A 2,071-nucleotide genomic window follows, 5' to 3' on the forward strand; every position below is an offset into this window, starting at 1 on the left:
GCGATCGATGCCGTTTCCTTCTCGTCGCAAAGACGCATCCGCGCCGCCAGCGATCTATGGCTCGCCCGGCAGCCGGATTTTGCCCTGTTATCGCAACGCTATGACATCGTCGCCATGCTGCCCGGCCGCTGGCCGCAGCATTTTCCGGATGCCTTTTGACCGAAGCGTTACAGGACCGTCACAAAATCAGCCTATTGCCGGGCGACCAGCGCTTGCGATTCATCCGCCGGCATTCCCCATTTCGTTTCGACAGGCCCAGTCATGATCCGCAACACCGTCTCCGCCTTCATCGTCCCCTCGCAGGAAGAGCGCAAAAGCTTTGTCTCTCTCGAAAAGACCCCGGCCATCCATGCCGAAAAACTTGCGTCGCTTGACTGCATGAATACGGTCCGCGTCGGTGGCGCAAAAGCCAAGGCCGAAACCCTGTCCTTCCCCTTCACGGTCGCCGCCTGGAACCTCGAGCGCTGCCTGTTTGCCGAGGAAAGTGCGGCCAAGCTGCGGGAAACCAGCGCGCCGCTGGTCCTTTTGTCGGAGATGGATTACGGCATGGCCCGCACCGAACAGCGCGACCCGACGGACATCATCGCTGGCGAACTCGGCATGAACTACGCCTATGGCGTCGAGTTCCTCGAACTCAGCCTCGGCTCGGAGATCGAGCGCTCCTATTGCAGGGACGACTTCAACGAAAACGGTTTTCACGGCAATGCTCTGATGGCTGCCGTTGCCTTGAAGGACGCCTTCATGATCCGCCTGCCGGGCGAAGCCGTCTGGTTCAATGACAGCAATGAGCAGCCGCGCATCGGCGATCGTTGTGCCATCGGCGCTATCGTCGAGACGCAGGCTGGTCCCATGGTCGCCGTTTCCGTTCACCTCGAAAGTGTGGCGACCGCTGCCTATCGCGAGCGGCAGCTGGCCGCTTTGATCGATGCCGTCGAAGCCTTCGCGCCCGGCCTGCCGATCCTGATCGGCGGCGATCTCAACACCGGCAACCACACCGGCGGCGATTTTTCGACCGATACGCTGTTTGCCATGGCCGAGAGCCGCGGCTTCGAATGCCACGGCGGCCCGCTCGACCAGACCAGCACCCGCCCGAGCCTGATCACGCGCTTTCCCGATCGCACCATGAAGCTCGACTGGTTCATCACCCGCGGCTTGAAGATCGGCGAAAGCCACCTTGTTTCCTCCCTCAATGGAGAGGGCAAGCCGCTGTCCGATCACGACATGATCGTCTGCACAATCGAAGGTTTTTCTGCCTAGTGCATGTCGCGCAAAAGTTTGCGGCGGCTTTGCGACAACGACGTGCACAAAATCAAAGACTTAAAGCGCGAAAAGCGAATCTGAAAGATCGCGATGCGCTTTAATCGCTGCAATCGTTAAAATGCGCTCAGTTTCATGAACTGCGCCGTTACCCCTTCCATGCGATGAAACTGTAGACGCGCATGGAATTTGGGGGATTGCATGGTCTTGAAACTGATGTTGGCGAGCATGGCGGCTTTTGCCGCGCGTGCCGTCCCGGTCGTTGTCGCGATGCCGCAGTCGAAAACCTTTGTGGCAGGCGCCAGTGGCGACATGGAAATGAAGCCGTCGCCGATCGAACGCTCCTGGATATTGTCGGGCGATCCCGTTGCCCGCATCGCCGAGCATTCGCGCGGGCAGGACGATGCCGCGGTGACCGCGCTGTGGGATTGCACGGCGGGTGAGTTCCGCTGGTATTTCGGCTGGGATGAAACAGTGATGATCCTCGAAGGTGAGGTGCATATCACCACGGAAGACGGTGTCGAGCGCACGCTGCATGCCGGCGATGTCGCCTATTTCGCCGGCGGCACCTGGGCGACTTGGCGCATCGACCGCTATCTGCGCAAGGTTGCCTTTCTGCGCAAGCCGTTCCCGAAGCCGTTGACCATGGCTTACCGCCTGCGCAACTTCGTCCGGCAGGGCAGCACGCAGGGCCTTGCTGCCTAAGCGGGACCACCTTGACGGAAGTCCTTGAATAGCCGTTGCGTTTGCAGGCGGGCCGACCTACATCTGTCCGCAAATCCGAGCGAGGGCTGACTATGGCTGGTATCAAGAA

At 60.3% G+C, this 2,071-nt stretch carries 2 protein-coding genes; both read left to right on the plus strand.

Annotated elements, in window-relative coordinates; all coding sequences use genetic code 11:
- Positions 1-261: 261 nt before the first annotated feature.
- Positions 262-1,257 carry a hypothetical protein gene (locus tag V7D69_RS15995; protein ID WP_333606335.1) on the plus strand — a complete coding sequence of 332 codons (996 nt, stop codon included), beginning with the start codon at positions 262-264 and terminating at the stop codon, positions 1,255-1,257.
- A 201-nt stretch (positions 1,258-1,458) separates the two neighbouring features.
- Positions 1,459-1,962 (plus strand): cupin domain-containing protein, encoded by a 504-nt coding sequence (locus V7D69_RS16000; protein ID WP_333606336.1) that lies wholly within the window; start codon positions 1,459-1,461, stop codon positions 1,960-1,962.
- The last annotated feature ends 109 nt before the right edge of the window (positions 1,963-2,071 follow it).

The sequence above is a fragment of the Novosphingobium sp. genome (assembly GCF_036733805.1).
In the GTDB taxonomy this organism is placed as follows: domain Bacteria; phylum Pseudomonadota; class Alphaproteobacteria; order Sphingomonadales; family Sphingomonadaceae; genus Novosphingobium.